Here is a 17,341-nt window from a genome sequence, read left to right as displayed (position 1 = left end):
TAAATTCGTTACAGCAATGCTAAGTCGTTAATATCTAAACTTCCTGACCCAGAAATGTCGGCTTCTCATAGTTCAATCGACTCCAGTGCTCGGGGCAGGAGTAGTAACTTGCAATGACCAACTCCCTGAGGCCCTGATAAGCGGTCACCATCAGGTCTAAAAAACTGCTACGCCAATACTCTAACATTGAGACCAGCTCTTGAGGGCTGCGCATCATCAGCGGCGTCACGCTACCGGTTAAGATCAGCAGACCCAACCTCTGCTCCAGCATATCCAGTAGCTGCTCCAGCTCGACTCGCCCCTCTTCGGGTAAGATGGCGATGGTCTGCCCGATGGCATCTAAGGTACGATTCTCAGCGGCTCTGCGAAGATTTTCGACATCGGGGAGCGCCCCATCCAAAAATACCGGAAGTAACACACTAAATAACAATCTATGTTGGCTATCCTGTGATCTGTTAGCCGAGATGAATTCAGGCGAATAGATGCTGACACCCAGTGCTAATGCTGCCGTGCCCACGAATGCCGATGTCAAAAAAGTCCGTCTTTTCATGCCCCCCCCTAATTTTTTCGATGAGGATAAATATCCAACATAGAAAATCGTTGTTTTTCTATACTATACCTATGCAGGTCATTCTGCGAAGCTGACTCGAGTCTAAAAACCCGGAGCTAAGATGGCATGGCTTTTTCTCATCGAGAAAAAGAAACAAACAGGTATGCTACAATGCAACTCACATTAATAATTAAACACACGTTTTAATTTTCAGCAATAGCCAATATATTATGACGCAATCTTTTTCACCTCCATGGTGGGCAAAAAGCCCGCATATTCAGACGATTCTGCCGGTATTCACCAAGGTGGACAGACCAGTATTGAGTCGAGAACGTCTGGAGCTTAATGACGGTGATTTTATCGATCTGGACTGGTTAAGCTTTCCCAAAGACGGGCAAAGCATTCTGGTTATCATTCATGGGCTGGAAGGTAGTGCAGAATCCCATTACGTACGCAGGCTCTTGCAAGGGTGCCGCGATAGAGGCCTATCTGCCGTCGTTCACCATCACAGAAGCTGCTCAGGTGAGCGTAACCGCCTGGCACGCAGCTATCATAGTGGTGATACCCAAGATCTGCAGGCACATCTGACCCACTTAAAATTGAGATATCCAAACTCAAAAATAAGGGCCGTAGGTTACAGTCTCGGGGGCAACGTGCTGACTAAATATCTTGGTGAGCATGATGACTCGAGTCTTATCGAACGTGCCGTTGTGGTATCGGCACCGTTAAAACTTGCAGCATGTGCCAAGAGGCTGGAAAAAGGATTTTCGAAGGTTTACCAAAGCTACCTGATAAAGCAGTTACAACAGAAACTCACCGAAAAGGTCAAAGACAAGCAACTTGGGGAGAGCATGCCGGTCTCGATGTCGCAGATAGATGAGCTCAACACCTTCTATAACTTCGACCATAGGGTAACGGCTCCCCTTCACGGATTTACCGGAGTGGACGACTACTACCATAGAGCCAGCGGTATGGACTATCTGAAACATATCAGTCAGCCAACATTGGTCATACATGCGCAGGATGATCCTTTCATGACCCGGGATGTGATCCCAGCCGCTGATAAGTTGTCGCCTCAGGTGGTCTATGAACTGCATAATCGCGGTGGACATGTCGGCTTTATCGAGGGGGGCACACCATTAAAACCCAAATACTATCTGGAAAGGCGGATCCTCACCTTTCTCTCACAGAGTGATACTAAAACATGTTAGTCCCCTATGATGCATTGCAGCAGTTACCAGATGAAACATTAGAGAGTCTGATTAAAGAATATCTCTTCTCTCAGGTCGAAGATGGCAGTTTTTCCGGCACAGATGATGAGACACTAAAGCTTGCGATAGTTAAATGCAAACAAGCTCTGAAGCAAGGAGTGTTAGTTGTTGAATACAGTGAAGATGATGAGTCGATTGCGATCCGTCAACATGATCACCTCAATAACCAGATAATAGCGGGTAGTCGCTAAATCACATATGAGTTTGACCTGATAGGTCTGATTACCGTATAAATATGAGTCAGCTACACGATATCTATGGCTCTTTTTCAGGTTCCATTTAGGAAATTTAATGTCAGCAAAACATCCCATCATCGCAGTGACCGGCTCTTCCGGAGCGGGTACGACGACCACGACAACGGCCTTTAAGCATATCTTCCGCCAACTAGGGATCAATGCAGCTTCGGTCGAAGGTGATAGCTTTCATCACTTTACCCGCCCTGAAATGGAATTAAAGATCCGCCAGTCTAAAACCGAAGAGAAAAATATCAGTTATTTTGGCCCCGAGGCAAACGACTTTGAAAGGTTAGAGCAATGTTTCAGCGATTATAGCGCAACAGGACAAGGCGAAACCCGTGCTTATCTGCATACTTTCGATGAAGCCGTGCCATTTAACCAGATGCCGGGGACCTTTACCCAATGGCATCCGCTGCCGGAAAATACCGATATGCTCTACTATGAAGGACTTCATGGTGGTGTGAAAACTGACAGCTGTAATGTCGCGGAACATGTCGATCTATTGATAGGCATGGTGCCGATTGTCAACCTGGAATGGATACAAAAGATCATTCGAGATACCTCGGAAAGAGGCCACAGCCGCGAAAAAGTCATGGGTTCGATCGTACGTAGCATGGACGATTATATTAACCACATGACCCCGCAATTTTCTCGCACCCACATCAACTTTCAGCGTGTGCCGACCGTAGATACCTCCAATCCATTCAGCGCGAAGAATATTCCCAGCTTAGATGAAAGCTTCGTAGTGATCCGTTTTCGTGGCATCAAGAATGTAGACTTTCCCTATTATCTGAAGATGATCGATGGTTCATTTATGTCCAGGGTTAATACACTTGTGGTACCGGGTGGCAAGATGTCTCTGGCTATGGAGTTGATACTCACTCCCTTGATCAGAGATCTGTTAGAGAAGCGTCAGCAGCTTTTATTGCTGGATAATGAATAGTAAGTGGTGAGAAACGAACAGGTAAGAAACCTGCTGTTTTTATTTCGACTCAGGAAAGCTTAAGCTTTATTTAAGTATGTTCGAGTAAACTTTCTCTCGTCGGGATTTCAGGCGAAAGACTGATAAGTTAGCATGCTCTTGGGAGTAAATTCCCCCATCTTGATCTGTTTGTTTCCTCGAGTATGCTAGCTGTTCCGACCCTCTTCATTATCATCGAAAGTAAATTCCACGTCTATGCTTGATCCGCTCGTTCCTCGAGTATGCTAGCTGTTCCGACCTAATTAAATTTAACTTCCCAAGTAAATTCCACGTCTATGCTTGATCCGCTCGTTCCTCGAGTATGCTAGCTGTTCCCTTCAAAGAAGGTACGAGGATCAAGATAAGTTCCTAGGAACTAGAAGCTCAAAGCTCAAACCTCTCAGTAAATTCCAAAGCTCTAGGATCTCGAACCTCGAACCTTTTCAGAAAATTCCACATCCATGCTTGATCTGACTCCTTGTTTATAAGAAGAGTTTATAAAAAGTCCTCGATTATGCTGGCAGCTCCCTTTCCTAAAGAAGACGCTAGGACATAAAGAAGTTCCTAGACTCTAGAACCTCGCTTCTGATGTGACCCCCCTCATAACTCGAAACTCGAAACTTAAAACTTAAAACTTAAAACTTAAAACTTAAAACTTAAAACTAAGAAGATGAGGTATTAGCGGGAGAGTATCTCCCGCTATCTGAAGCAAACCCGAATTCAAGCTTACTTTACTTAGCTTCTCCCTTCTTACTGAAACGATACACCAGCATATAGAGCACGGGCAGGATGACGAGGGTCAGCAGGGTCGATGAGACTATGCCGCCAATCACCACAGTGGCAAGCGGACGCTGTACCTCTGCACCGGTACCGACGTTCAATGCCATAGGGACAAATCCAAGACTGGCGACCAATGCGGTCATTAGCACCGGACGAAGACGTTGACTCGCGCCTTGCTTGATGGCCTCCAGCAGCTCGAGTCCCTGTTGCTTTAGCTCCTTGATAAAACTCAACATCACCACACCGTTAAGCACGGCAATGCCCGACAGAGCGATAAAGCCGATCGCCGCAGAGATAGACAATGGCATATCTCTCAGCACCAATGCCAAGACGCCACCGGTCAATGCCAGCGGAACGCCACTGAAGATGATCAACGAATCCCTGATTGAGCCAAAGGCGCTATACAGCAAGCCGAGGATAAGTAGCAGAGTCAAAGGTACTAAGATCATCAAGCGATTAGATGCCGACTCCAGCTGCTCAAAAGTGCCACCATATTCACTCCAATAACCACTGGGCAGCTTCAGCTCACTCCCCATCAGCGCCTTAGTGTCCTTAATGAAGGAACCCAGATCCCGACCTTCGACGTTTGCGGTCACCACCACATGGCGTTTACCACTTTGACGATTGATCTGATTTGGTCCCACCTTGAACTTAATATCAGCCACCTCGCCAAGAGGAACATAACTAAGATCCGGATTGAGCTCTGTGGGCAAGGCGATAGGCAACCTCTCCAGTGCCTTGAGATCCTGGCTGATGCTATCATTCATACGAACCACGAGCTTAAAACGCCGATCCCCCTCATAGATAAGACCGACTGGTACACCGGAGACCGCAGTTTGCAGCGCTTGCTGTACATCGACTATGGTGAGGCCCAGTAAGGCTAGATGATCCCGGTTAGGCTCGATAGACAGCGTAGGTAAACCTGACATCTGCTCGACACGCACATCTTTGGCGCCATCGATTTTATGGAACAGCACTTCGGCGCGATCGCCGGCAGCTTTAAGGGTATCGAGATCATCACCATAAATTCGTAAGGCAACATCTGCACGAACTCCCGCAATCAACTCGTTGAAGCGCATCTCGATAGGCTGGGTAAACTCATAGTTATTGCCCGGAACCTGCTCAACATGTTCTCTGAGTTCATCAATAAACTGATCTTTACTCTTAGTAGGATCGGCCCACTGATCGCGAGGCTTAATGATCAAGATGGTATCGGCAACGCTTGGCGGCATGGGATCGGTCGCCACTTCCGGGGTACCAATTTTCGAGAACACATGCTCGACCTCATCAAGTTCGCCAATGACCAGCTCAAGTTTCTTCTGCATCTCGGTCGACTGCTCAAGGCCGGTCCCCGTAATGCGCATGGCATGCATTGCAATATCGCCTTCATCGAGTTTAGGCAAAAACTCAGAACCTAAACGGCTGAGTTGATAGGTGGTGACGCCCATCAAGGCTATCGCGGTGACGACAATAATGGCTGGGCGTTTAAGAGAGAAAAACAGCACCGGCTCATAGACGCTACGCGCTTTAGCCATCAGAACGTTTTCTTTCTCGTTAACTTTACCCTTAACAAATATGGCGATGGCTGCGGGCACAAAGGTAACCGAAAGGATAAGAGCACCGATAAGCGCTGCAACCACGGTAAATGCCATTGGGTGGAACATCTTACCTTCGACGCCACTGAGTGCAAAGATAGGCAGATAGACCAGCATGATGATCAGCACACCAAATACTGCCGGGCGGAACACCTCTTTTGTCGCATCGAACACCACCTTTAGACGTTCCTCGAGTGAGAGTAGCCTGCCGTAGTGATGTTGAGCCATACCGAGTCGACGCAAAGCGTTCTCGACGATGATCACCGCACCATCGACGATAATGCCAAAGTCGATAGCGCCAAGGCTCATCAGATTACCTGAGACACGATTAGTCGTCATGCCTGTGATAGCAAACAGCATACTGAGCGGAATAACCAAGGCTGCGATAAGCGCTGCACGAAAGTTCCCAAGCAAGGCAAACAACACCACAATAACCAGTACGGCGCCTTCGAACAGGTTTTTCTGCACCGTGGCAATGGCCTTGTCGACAAGGCCCGTTCTGTCATATACCGCTTCTGCGACTATTCCCTCTGGGAGGCTGGCATTAACATGTTTTAGCCTGTCACCCACCTCTTTAGCGACAACGCGGCTATTTTCACCTAAGAGCATAAAGGCGGTGCCCAGCACTGTCTCTTCACCATCTCGAGTCGCTGCGCCGGTTCTGAGCTGCTTACCGTAGAACACCTCGGCCACATCGCCGATTCGAACCGGCGCATCGTCACGCTTAGTCACAACGACTTGGCGGATCTCCTCCAGATCTTTAAGCTGCCCCGGTGAACGAACTAACCACTGCTCACCATTTCTCTCTATGTAACCTGCACCCGCATTGCGATTATTGAGCTTAAGCGCCTCGATCACATCATTATTGGTCACCTTAAATGCCAGTAACTTGCCGGGATCCGGCGCGACCTGATATTCACGCTCGAAGCCACCCAGGCTGTTGATTTCGGTAACCCCGGGCACCTTGACCAGCTGAGGGCGGATGATCCAGTCCTGAATGGTACGCAGGTCTTCGGCGTTATAGGGGCTACCATCCTCTTTCAAAGCGCCATCCAGCGCGCGAATTGAGTAGGTAAACACTTCACCCAAACCACTACTCACAGGGCCCAGTGCCGGTTCGGCTTCTGCGGGTAACTCACTGCGGATCCCCTGAAGTCGTTCGGCGATCTGCTGCCTTGCCCAATAGATGTCAGTGCCTTCATCGAAGATCACTGTCACCTGAGACAGACCATAACGTGAAATAGAGCGGGTATGATCCAGATGAGGTATCCCCGCCATAGCGTTTTCAATTACATAGGTGAGTCTCTGCTCAGACTCGAGTGGAGAGTAACCCGCGATGGCTGTGTTTATCTGTACCTGCACATTGGTGATATCGGGCACGGCATCAATAGGTAACTTTAACGTGTTGTAGACACCCAATAGCGCGATGAGTAGGGTCATCGCCAGCACCAGTAACCGTCGCCTTAATGCAAAGGAGATAATTGTATCCATGATTATTGGCTCCTAGTGCACGTGTTTAGCGGCATTTTTCATGATGTCCGCTTTTAATAAGTAACTATTTTCAGTGACATACTCACTCTCACTATCCAGTCCTGCCAACACCTCTACATACACGCCATCGCTCTCGCCAAGTTTCAGCATACGAACCTCGAAGGTGTTGCCATGTTTGACAAATACAGCGGGATTTTCCATAAAGGTTTGCAGTGAATCGACACGTACCGCTAAAGGTACCTGCTTGGTGCGGGTCTCAATGTCCGCTTGAATATGCATGCCTGGTCGCCAGTGTCCATGTTCGTTATTGATCACCGCTCGCACACGGGCGATGTGACCGCCTGTCATAGTTGGCGCTATGTAACTGATGGTGCTTCGGGCTGAAGCGCTGACATTGTCGGCATTGTGGCCCTCTGATGTATCATGACTGTCATCACGACTCACTTCGTCGCCATGAGCTTCACCGCTGTGATCGTCACCAATCGTCACGGGCTGACCCAGAGATAGTTTGTCTATGCTCTTTGGGAAAGCAGAGAGATCTATCCAAACACTCGACAGATCACTGATACGTACTAAGGCGCGATTAAATGTGTTGTCACCCAGGCTCAATAACTGCTCGGTAACCTGACCACTGGCCGGGCTCTTGACCTGATACGTTTGCAGTGTGCTTGAGTTGCGCACACTTGCGATAATTTGTCCCTTCTCAACCGTGTCACCTATGCTGACATGAAGCTGTTCAATCACGCCGGCGTAAGGCGCATTAACACTAAACTGCTTATCGGTAATAGGAGCTACGATACCAAACAAGGTGTCGACGAAGGTGAGCTGCTTACTGCCGGCTTGCTGAGTTTGAATACCGGAAAGTTTCAATAAGCGATCGTTTATCTCAGTCCGGCCGGTATAATTTTCATAGTGCCAGTCGAAGGACTCGCCCTTAAAGCCGGCATGAACCTCTACCTCGAAAGAGTGCGGTTCGGCGACGCTCTGCTCACTCACAAGGTAATCTTCTTCACCGATAAAGCTTATTCTGTCTGTCTTGCCGCCAAGGCGATTAAGCAATAACTCGAGTTTAATCTCACCCGGATCCAGCTTCACACCCTTATGATAAGCATACACCCGCATCTCCGGCGGGATCCCCGATTCGACCATAGTGATCTCGACCTCAAACTCGCCGCTGTGCAGGAGTCTGCCCCCATGAGGTCCCTCGGGAGTATGCTCCTCCTTCTCTTCATGACCATGACCATGATCACCACTGGCCCAGGCTAAATTTCCCGGTAGTAGAGTTGAAAAGCTTAAAGCCGATAGTGTGATAGCTGCCGCCATAAATGCAGATGAAAGCTGATTCAATTTAAAATTCATTATCTGTTCTCCGGTGCCACAAACGGCGTCATATTTGAACGAACACTTGAGCTAAAGTTTGAGTGGGTGGCTGTCATAGATTGTCCGGTGATGCGCTCGAGTTCGAGCCTTTGTTGATAGACAGCCACTTTGGCTTCGATAAGATCCCGCTCTATGGCAAATAGCTCAGATTGGGCATCGACCAGCTGTAGCACACTGGTTTGGCCCGTTTGATAGGCGCCTTGCGTGTCTTCGAGTAACCTTTGCGCTAAAGGCAAAACTTGCTGCTGAATACGGCTTGCTTGCCGGGCGTTATTGACCATGGCCAGATGAAGCTCCATCAATGACAGCTTGAGCTGACCGCGGGCCAATTTTTGTTGCTCCATAGCTCTGTCTTCACGGGCTTTAGCGGCCAAAATATTACCTTGATTGGGGTTAGAGAGCGGAATGGGCATAGAGAAGTTGAACATCAAAGCACCATCATCGAAACCGTCATAGCTTCGAACTCCCATCCCCAATGTCACATCATATTGTGCCTTAGACTCCTCCATTCGGCGTTTGGCATACATCAAACGCTCGACGCTTAACAACTGCAGGTATTGAGGGGCGGTTTCGATAGCGTTGAGCACGCTCGCCGCAGTGGGCAGCGCCGAAGACAAATCGAGGGTACCAAGGGCATGAGAGAAGTGAGGTTCGCTCGACCACATGGCCGCTAAACGCAGACGGGCAAGTCTTGTCTCGCCATCGAGCTGCTCCTTAACCGACGTCGATCGTGACAGGCGCAGAGCCATCTTAGTCACATCTGCTTGAATCACCGCCCCGGCATTGGCGCGGGATTCGATCGCCTTTAAAGCGCTCTGCTCAACTGAAATACGCCTTTCGATCCAGTCTTGCAGGGCTTGCAGGCGAAGTAGCTGATAGTAACGCCCGGTGGCCTCGGCCAGGATATCCAGACGCAATATCTCATATTCACTTAGCTTTTGACGCTCAGCGGCTTGAGCCACATCGACGCGGCGCTGACGTTTGTCACCCAGCTCGATAAGCTGGCTTAATGCCAAGGTGATCTCGGCATTGTCGACGCCTTGCATCTCCCCCGTACCCAGCACATTTTCGACTTCGACTGAAAACTCCGGGTTAGGCGTGATCCCAGCCTGTAAAGTCAGGGCTTCACTGACTCTGACTTCATAAGGAAAGGTTTGTAATTGTGTATTCGTTAATAAGGTTTTTTCCAGCACCCAAGGCAGACTAACCTCGCCTTGCTCCGGCTGGGCTACACTTTTGCCTGCATATAATGCAAGCACGCACAGACTCACGGTGACCAACACGCGTTGGCAGGCCACGAGTGTGATCTCTTGATATCTCTTCACGAGAATAAACTCCGGTTATCGCCTGAACACCTGGCGGTGCGAGTCGCGTCATAATCAAAATAGACACGGCAACTCACCTCGGCCACAACTTGTGCAGGCAGATTTAATTAATAAAAATTATATATATAACGTGGAGTTAACTATGAGGAGGGGGAATAGGTGGTGCGTAATTTCTGTCTTGATAGCTTATAAGAAATGGACTTTCACCTTCGACGGCCTTGTGAGCGCAGGCAAAATTTAGCTCTACTGGCGGATGGCAAGAGGTATGAAAATCATCATCATGCTCATCTTGGTCACTCCCCGCTCTGGTGTGCACACAAGTGCAGGCGGGAGTATGACAGCAAGACTCCTGCTCTTCATCCGAAGGCGTGACTTGTGAGCGTGCTTGCGAGACCTCTTGTAAGGCATCTTGTGAGAGTTCTTGTGAGAGTTCTTGTGAGGCAACGTCATTGGTGTGGATGTCTGATGCCACACAGGTTGGAAATAATTGAGACACGAAAACCACCAGCAGGAGAACCAGTGTCAACTTAGATTGTAAAACCTGTGTTGAAGCTTTCATGTTGAACAACAATTATTTCCTAATAAGATGATATCTCGCCCGCTAAAGTTCAAAGATAAGTAGCAGGCGGTAAAAAACTAAACTCTAATAATAAAGTAAGTCACGTATTAGACCAGAGTCAGATTTTAAGATCTAGAAACAAGATATCGATATTGACTAATTTACACGGATAAATAGGATTTTCGTGAGATAGCACTAAGAATCAAGTGGTGAATAACCGGATATGATCCAGGCCACCTTCTTCGATGACCCGGAGTTAAAAGTGTGAGATCACATCAGGGGAACGATTTCGCGGAAAGGCTTATTCTGCTCATAGGTCTGAAGACGCTCCTCAAACTCACCAGAACGATGCGCTTCCTCGCTATGTTTCAGTGCATCGATGGCTTTCAGCTGCGTCATAATCGCCGCACTGTAGTCACCGGTTTCAGCATAAGCGGCAGCCAGATTATCCAGGTTAGTCGGATCATCACGATTTGCGTCAACCAGGCTCTGTGCTAGCTGCAGGGCCTTATCACCATTTCGGTATTCCTCTTCCGGACAGGTAGATAAGATCCAGGCTACATTCCCCAATGAAACTTCATCGCCGACCGAACTGAATCGGTCAACCGCTTTGCCACAGTTCCGTTCTACACCATTGCCACCGGCGGCATAGATAAAACCGAGTCTGAATTGAGCCCACTTATTGCCCTGTTCGCTTAAAGAGAGATACCAGCGCTCTGCAACCGTCAGGTCACGTTCAATAATATTGCCTTCGAATGAGAGATCGGCCAGCGTCTGTTGAGCCTTAGGATGACCCTGCTCTGCTGCCAGTGAGACCCACTTAATCCCCTGTTGTTGATCTTGCTCTACGAAACGTCCGGACAGATACATGAGGCCGAGAAGAAACTGTGCTTCCTTCTCGCCTTGAGAGGCTTTCAGCTGAATATGTGCTAATTTGCTCGCGGCAACTTCTGCCACAGGCTGAGGGATTGAAAATGCATTAGTTGTAGTACTCGTCAAGAGTAATATGACAAAACCAACGCCTACAAATAACGGATGATATTTCAAAACAACTCCTAATTGAAATCAGCATACGAACCAGCCCACAACGGGGGTTTACTGTTGAAAAAAGTAAATTGGAACAGCAAAAATAAAGCAGTAAGAACTCAATACAAAACGCTCATTTCCCTTGAGTTAGCCAGAAATAACAGCCAAAGTCGAGAAAAAGTGTGTTTCACACTCTGTTTATGACAAATAAATATCGCACAAGTTCTACTGTAAACAGAGGTAAGATGTGATTAAGTCGGCATTGTTAAACCAATCAATGCATATTTATACGGTATTAGTTGACTTATATCACTAATGTATCAAAATAAACATCAATATAGATAGCCTGTTACGAATATTCATTCTTTCTAAATCTAGATCTCTATCTAGGTTTTGTTGACTTAATTGACGTAAACTGCTTATTTAGCATATTCTTGTATTTACATTAAACTGTCGAGGAACATAGGCATGGCTCTGATTGGTAAGCCTAAACCGGATCCTACTTTGGAATGGTTTTTATCACACTGTCACATTCATAAGTATCCAGCCAAAAGCACTTTGATCCACGCTGGTGAAGAATCAGATACGCTTTATTACATCGTTAAAGGTTCTGTTGCTGTTTTGATCAAAGACGAAGAAGGCAAAGAGATGATCCTCTCTTACCTGAATCAAGGCGACTTCATCGGTGAACTTGGTCTGTTTGAAGAGCAAGCCGAACGAACTGCTTGGGTTCGTGCTAAGCAACCTTGTGAAATTGCAGAAATATCTTACAAGAAATTTAAGCAGCTTATCCAGGTTAACCCTGAAATTCTGATGAAGCTTTCTTCTCAGATGGCATATCGTCTGCACAGCACCAGCCAGAAGGTCGGTGATCTTGCATTCCTTGATGTCGCCGGAAGAATCGCCCAAACATTATTACATTTGGCGAAACAGCCAGATGCGATGACTCACCCGGATGGCATGCAGATCAAGATCACTCGTCAAGAGATTGGTCAAATTGTTGGTTGTTCACGTGAGACTGTTGGTCGTATTCTTAAGATGCTTGAAGAGCAAAGCCTGATTCAAGCTCACGGTAAAACTATCGTAGTTTACGGCACGCGCTAAGCTAACATTAAGTTAGATTTAAGACAGCTTCGATAAAGTGGCCTGAGATAATCTCAGGCCATTTTTTTTGGAGATAATATTAATGACAAGGGCACTAATTGTTAGCTTTTTAGCTCTTGCGGCCTTAATGCCAATGACAGGTCACACATCCAGCCTGATTGAACTTGAACATTATGAAGCTAAACAACTAGTTAGCTCTGGAAAGATTCTATCTCTCGATGTTACCCTCTCTAAAACCAAACATTTCTGTTTCGGCAAACTTATCGATGCACACCTCTATCGTGAAGATGGAAAGTGGCGTTATGATTTGCAAATTAAGTCGCAACGTGGCCAAATCATAGATCTGAGTCTGGACGCTAGCACCGGACAGCCCGATCCCTACAAATCGTTACCCAATGACTGCAGAGCTTTTGAGAATTAGTTCCATATTTCATTTGGGCCCACGATACCATTTGATGACAGGTTAATATGAAACTACTGCTCGTTGAAGATAATGCACTACTCGTTGAAGAACTCGAAAAACAGCTTAAGCAAGCCGGATACGTTACGGACGTAACAGATAAGGCCGCCGAGGCCGACTACCTGCTAAAAGAGACGAATTACGATTGCGTGATCTTAGATATCGGTCTGCCCGATGGCAATGGCCTCGAACTACTCGAACGCTGGAGAAATCAAGGCATTAATACGCCGGTTATCATGCTAACGGCGCGAAGTCAGTGGCATGAAAAAGTGGAAGGCTTTAATGCCGGTGCCGATGATTACTTAGGTAAGCCTTTCCATACTCAGGAACTGCTGGCAAGAATACATGCACTCATTCAGCGTGCTCACGGCAAAGCAAGCTCACCATCGAAGGAGCTGAGTTTCTCAGGCGTCACTCTCGATGAAAACCAGCAATCTGTGATGGTTGGAACGAACTTATTTGAACTCACGGCGATGGAGTTCAGGTTACTCAAGATATTTTTGATGTCACCACAGAAACTGCTTTCGAAGTCTCAACTCACAGATAAACTGTATCAATTCGATGATGAGAAAGAGAGTAATGTCGTAGAGGTGTATGTCACCCATCTACGTAAGAAGCTAGGTAAAACAGCCATTGAGACACGACGTGGGCAAGGTTATATCTTCCACGGCATCAAAGAATGATCTCGATTCGAACCAGGCTCAGCCTCTGGCTTACGGGCTTAGTCATCTTGTCGACAGCCGTTGCGATTATCTTCTTCGAATCCATGCTGAGACAGGCGTTTCACGACTCAATCATAGCCAGATTACAGGAAGACTTGGAGCAGGTTATGCTGGCGACTCATCTTCAGGGCGATGAGCTGAGCATAGATCAGAGCCAGCTTTCAGGCTTCTATAAACCGGTATTTTCAGGTCGTTACTATCAACTAAACCTACCGGGCCAGGAGATCCGCTCACGCTCTCTGTGGGATCAGAAACTCGAAATAGAGCCTCTAGAGAGGGGAGAGAGCCGTGTCTGGCAGACCAAGGGGCCACAAAATCACGATATCCAACTGCTCTCGCTCGGGCTCAGCTCTGACTCTCTGGATGTCGATGCCACATTGACCGTCGCTCAGGATCTGAGTATCGGACGAAAAATTTTCACCCAGGTTTATGGCACAAAAATGGGCGTAAATCTGGCAATGTTATTGGCCATGATCACCGGGATTTTCCTGGTTTTAAGACAATCCTTTAAACCGATTAACCATATGCAATCGGCTCTATCAAAGCTGAGAGAGGGAGAGATCACCTCATTAGAGATAGATAAGATCCCTCCGGAGCTGCAGGGATTAGCCTCCACCTATAATGAGCTGTTGCAATACTCCAGCAAACAGCTGGAAAGAAGCCGCAATAATATTGGTAACCTGAGTCATGGGCTAAAGACACCACTGGCTGTTATGCAGCAACAGGTTGAGGCTTTGGGACTCAAAGATCCCGATGCAGCTATAGCGCTTCAAAAGCAGTTGGACTTAGTCCATAAGATGATCGAGAGAAAACTCGCTTCAGCGCGGATCACCGGAGATATGTTACCGGCGGCTCAGATGCAGCTCCCCAAAGATTTAGACGATCTTTGTCAGACATTGAGCAAGGTCCACTTTCATAAACATATACAATGCAATGTCCATATTCCGGAGAAACTTTTAAGACTGCCACTTCATAGAGAAGATGGCATGGAGCTTATCGGAAACTTACTCGATAATGCCCACAAGTGGGCTAAGTCTCGGGTAGAGATAAGCGCAGGCGTTGAAGATGACCGCATCAGCCTCACCATAGAAGATGACGGTCCCGGTGTAGCCAGTGAGGAACTTGCTCAACTGACCAGTCGCGGTAAACGATTAGATGAGGCGACCATGGGTCATGGCTTAGGCCTTTCTATCGTCAAGGACATCGCAGAGCAATATGAGATAGATTTGCAATTTACCCATAGCGAACAATTCGGTGGGTTAAGAGTCAGCTTAACGTTCTAATACCAATCGGTATAAGAGGGTCAATTCCAGGCTCACTTCCCCACACACAACGAAGGCCGGAGCTCGACTCCGGCCTTTTTTATGTCTGGAACATTTATGCAGTCGCCATAAGCGACGCCGCTCAGAAGATTCCTCCCTGCTCCAAACCCATTACTTTATGTCAGAGATAGGAACACCATATTGATGCCGGGAGCATCATTGGCCCCTGGCCTCTTATTGAAAAGCCCTTCATAAGTGTTCTGACTGCCAGGGTCTAAAGCGTTCCCTACGCTTTTAAGACATTTCCCATATCCATATGGGTCAGAAGCGGGAATGCCAACAAATGTACGACTGTATGGTCTATTTTGTTCCATACAAAATAAGACATTTCCTCCTTCCATGGAGGTCAGATTCAGGAGGTAGAGCGAAGCAGGGCGAAAATTGTGAAACGATGTGCTATTGAGCGAGAGAGATGGATGTCGAACTGGCTTTTATACAGGGACGTAATTGCCAGAGCCGAGGGAACATTTGTGGCCAGACACAACGAAGGTTTCTTCCCATCCCTGGGAAACCTTCATAAATGTTCCAGACATAGAAAAGCCACAGCACGGAGTCTGTGGCTTTTCATTTATAGCTTATTGAAGCGAGTAAACTGGAGAGAGTTATCCGCTTCTAAGCATGCTCGCTCTTACTATTAAGAATGGAAGATTACTTCTTCTTAGAGTAAGCCGCAGCTTGTTCACCGGCTAATCTACCGAAGGTGATGATATCAGAGATAGCATTACCACCCAGGCGGTTAGCACCATGAACACCACCAGTCACTTCACCTGCGCCATATAGGCCAGGGATAACCTGCTGCTTAGCATTCATAACTTCTGCTTTAGAATCAATCATCACACCACCCATAGTGTGGTGAACACCTGGAGTCACTTCGATAGCGTAGTAGTTACCTTCATTGATTGCACGAGGTAGGTTTGGACGCTCAAAATCGGCATCTTTACCACTGGTCACGAAAGTGTTGTAACGAGCAACAGTTTCTTTCAGAGCCTTACCATCGATATTCTCTAGCTTACCTAGCTTAACAAGCGTGTCGGCAGTAGGAGCAACGCCCAGACCAATATACTTATCAATTTTCTTCAATGACTTACGTACTGAATCATCGAAAATCAAGTAAGCTGATTTGCCTGTTTGTTGTAAAATCGCAGCAGCGGCTTTATCACGAGTAGTGATCTCGTTGACGAAACGCTTACCTTCACGGTTAACCAGGATTGCACCGTTACCACGTACAGCTTCAGTCACCATCACACCACCTTTCACAGAAAGTGTTGGGTGAGCCTGGATGTACTCAAGATCCTTCATTGCTGCGCCGGCATTGCCAGCTACATCGATACCATCACCGGTTGCACCAGGTTGGTTAGTCGATACGAAGCCTTTCAGCTTAGGATCAAGCTTAGAAACACGTTCATTATTCTTAGCGAAACCACCGGTAGCAAGAATAACGGCATCGGCCTTAATCCAGTAGTAGCCTTTGTACATACCCTTGACTAGCAGGCCTTTAACGTTACCTGAGTCATCTTTAAGGATTTCGATTCCACGTGTGTTCATACGCATATCGATATCACGCTTAACGGCGTTATCGTAAAGCACCTGAACTACGTGTGCGCCAACACCAGCACCACCAGTTGGACGGTGAGTACGGTTAACCGATGCGCCACCCATGCGGCCAACATCGCTTAAATCAGCACCCATGGCTGTCATCCAATCGACAGAACCTTTTGAGTGAGAAACAAGCACGTCTACAAGCGCTGGGTCATTGATGTTACGGCCACCTTTCATGGTGTCTTTAGTCATCAACTCAAGGCTATCTTCGATGCCTTTAGCTTTCTGCTGATCGGTCCACGCAGCGTTCATACCACCAGCTGCAAGTTTTGCATTACCACCGATCACAGGCTCTTTCTCGATAAGAATCACTTTTGCGCCATGGTCATGGGCTGAAACAGACGCAGAGAAACCTGCTCCGCCAGAACCTACAACGACCACATCGACTGTATCTTTTGGTGCCAGAGCTAATGCCGCTTCACGCTCAGATTTATCTTTAGCAAGTTCAGCAATGCTTGGTTCATGACGTTCCCATTTGCCTACATATGGCATATCGAAGTCGAAGCTGTGGCAAGAATCACAATAGACCATAGATTTTTCATGGGCGCTATGACAAGAGGTACAAGCGATGTCACCAGGGAAGTGAGAATCATGGGCATTGTAGTGCTCATGTTTCGTCTCTTCAGCAACCTCTTCCATGGAGCCGTGACAAGAAACACACTGCTCATTTTCATAAGTAAGGCTATCGTTAGACAGCTCACCATCCGGTGTATGGCAGCTATCACACTCTTGATTTTCAGCATGAAAGTCTGCAAGGTTATCAGCAGCAGTTGCGTTCGCTACCATTCCAGCAGAACCAATTAAGGTGGCCAGGCATATAGCTTTTTTAAAGTTTTTCATCACGTCTCCTAGCTTTTCAATAGAACAACTCATTTATTTAAATAGTCGCAATATCTACAAGCTCATCTCTGTTATGTGAGCTGAGTTTTTAGACCCCATAAGAATAGGATACTCTCAGCT

The 17,341-nt window shown here is 47.3% G+C and carries 14 protein-coding genes; 7 read left to right on the top strand and 7 right to left on the bottom strand.

Features of this window, described 5'->3' with window-relative positions; genetic code table 11:
• Positions 1–34: 34 nt before the first annotated feature.
• Complete coding sequence (locus EKG39_RS15160; protein ID WP_126506642.1) at positions 35–550, bottom strand: TAT leader-containing periplasmic protein; 516 nt, start codon at positions 548–550, stop codon at positions 35–37.
• A gap of 230 nt (positions 551–780) precedes the next feature.
• Here EKG39_RS15160 and EKG39_RS15155 point away from each other — a divergent pair, with 230 nt between their 5' ends.
• The 3 genes from EKG39_RS15155 (at position 781) to EKG39_RS15145 (ending at position 3,000) form a co-directional block, all read left to right on the top strand.
• Entirely contained in the window at positions 781–1,761 is a 981-nt protein-coding gene (locus EKG39_RS15155) for a hydrolase (protein WP_126506640.1), read from the top strand.
• Entirely contained in the window at positions 1,755–2,012 is a 258-nt protein-coding gene (locus tag EKG39_RS15150; protein WP_126506638.1) for a YheU family protein, read from the top strand. Before EKG39_RS15155 ends, EKG39_RS15150 begins: the two co-directional genes overlap by 7 nt.
• Positions 2,013–2,112: 100 nt before the next feature.
• Positions 2,113–3,000 (top strand): phosphoribulokinase, encoded by an 888-nt coding sequence (locus EKG39_RS15145; protein WP_126506636.1) that lies wholly within the window; start codon positions 2,113–2,115, stop codon positions 2,998–3,000.
• Positions 3,001–3,749: 749 nt separating this feature from the next.
• On the opposite strand, the gene EKG39_RS15140 is transcribed toward EKG39_RS15145, so the two are convergent.
• From EKG39_RS15140 to EKG39_RS15120, 5 genes are all read right to left on the bottom strand, one after another.
• Positions 3,750–6,884, bottom strand: coding sequence for an efflux RND transporter permease subunit (locus EKG39_RS15140; protein WP_425470180.1), 3,135 nt, complete (start codon positions 6,882–6,884; stop codon positions 3,750–3,752).
• Positions 6,885–6,896: 12 nt separating this feature from the next.
• Complete coding sequence (locus EKG39_RS15135; protein ID WP_126506632.1) at positions 6,897–8,243, bottom strand: efflux RND transporter periplasmic adaptor subunit; 1,347 nt, start codon at positions 8,241–8,243, stop codon at positions 6,897–6,899.
• Positions 8,243–9,589, bottom strand: a complete 1,347-nt coding sequence (locus tag EKG39_RS15130; RefSeq protein WP_126506630.1) for a TolC family protein — start codon at positions 9,587–9,589, stop codon at positions 8,243–8,245. The genes EKG39_RS15135 and EKG39_RS15130 overlap by 1 nt, the downstream gene beginning before the upstream one ends.
• 136 nt (positions 9,590–9,725) lie before the next feature.
• Positions 9,726–10,085 (bottom strand): hypothetical protein, encoded by a 360-nt coding sequence (locus tag EKG39_RS15125; protein ID WP_246028513.1) that lies wholly within the window; start codon positions 10,083–10,085, stop codon positions 9,726–9,728.
• A 333-nt stretch (positions 10,086–10,418) separates the two neighbouring features.
• Positions 10,419–11,195 carry an SEL1-like repeat protein gene (locus EKG39_RS15120; RefSeq protein WP_126506627.1) on the bottom strand — a complete coding sequence of 259 codons (777 nt, stop codon included), beginning with the start codon at positions 11,193–11,195 and terminating at the stop codon, positions 10,419–10,421.
• Positions 11,196–11,642: 447 nt separating this feature from the next.
• Here EKG39_RS15120 and crp point away from each other — a divergent pair, with 447 nt between their 5' ends.
• The 4 genes from crp (at position 11,643) to EKG39_RS15100 (ending at position 14,743) form a co-directional block, all read left to right on the top strand.
• Positions 11,643–12,278, top strand: coding sequence for a cAMP-activated global transcriptional regulator CRP (crp, locus tag EKG39_RS15115; protein WP_012144207.1), 636 nt, complete (start codon positions 11,643–11,645; stop codon positions 12,276–12,278).
• An 82-nt stretch (positions 12,279–12,360) separates the two neighbouring features.
• Entirely contained in the window at positions 12,361–12,699 is a 339-nt protein-coding gene (locus tag EKG39_RS15110) for a PepSY domain-containing protein (protein WP_126506625.1), read from the top strand.
• Positions 12,700–12,746: 47 nt separating this feature from the next.
• The gene (locus EKG39_RS15105; RefSeq protein ID WP_126506623.1) at positions 12,747–13,421 is read left to right on the top strand and encodes a response regulator transcription factor; all 675 of its coding nucleotides are present in this window, start codon (positions 12,747–12,749) and stop codon (positions 13,419–13,421) included.
• Positions 13,418–14,743, top strand: a complete 1,326-nt coding sequence (locus EKG39_RS15100; protein ID WP_126506621.1) for an ATP-binding protein — start codon at positions 13,418–13,420, stop codon at positions 14,741–14,743. Before EKG39_RS15105 ends, EKG39_RS15100 begins: the two co-directional genes overlap by 4 nt.
• A 687-nt stretch (positions 14,744–15,430) precedes the next feature.
• On the opposite strand, the gene EKG39_RS15095 is transcribed toward EKG39_RS15100, so the two are convergent.
• A complete protein-coding gene (locus EKG39_RS15095; protein WP_126506619.1) occupies positions 15,431–17,221 on the bottom strand; it encodes a flavocytochrome c in 1,791 nt (596 codons plus the stop codon).
• Positions 17,222–17,341: the final 120 nt, after the last annotated feature.

The organism is Shewanella atlantica (genome assembly GCF_003966265.1).
In the GTDB taxonomy this organism is placed as follows: Bacteria; Pseudomonadota; Gammaproteobacteria; order Enterobacterales; family Shewanellaceae; genus Shewanella; species Shewanella atlantica.
The sequence above is the reverse complement of the archived record's forward strand: the minus strand, read 5'-3'. Positions and strand labels throughout refer to the sequence as shown.